The organism is Bradyrhizobium sp. Ken01 (assembly GCF_055807355.1).
In genome coordinates, this window is the sequence record NZ_JBVVPC010000191.1 from 1 (window position 1) to 281 (window position 281).

At 53.7% G+C, this 281-nt stretch carries 1 pseudogene; it reads left to right on the forward strand.

The annotated features are described in order from the left end of the window. Positions 1–267, forward strand: a pseudogene (locus tag AC0L3S_RS39305) (ATP-dependent DNA helicase RecG); the annotation flags it as partial. Between the last annotated feature and the right edge of the window lie 14 nt (positions 268–281).

The following is a 281-nucleotide window of genomic DNA, read 5'->3' on the forward strand; positions in this document are numbered from 1 at the left end:
GTGCAAATTCGCCTGCAAGTGCTGCGCGACAGTAACGACGGTTTTGTGATTGCGCAAAAAGATCTGGAGATTCGCGGCCCTGGCGAATTGTTAGGCACGCGTCAGACGGGTAATGCTGAATTTAAAGTGGCGGATTTACTGCGCGATCAGGCGATGATCCCGGAAGTTCAGCGCCTGGCACGCCATATTCACGAACGTTACCCACAACAGGCAAAAGCCCTGATAGAACGCTGGATGCCGGAGACGGAACGTTACTCGAATGCGTAAAAGGCGGCAGTGAG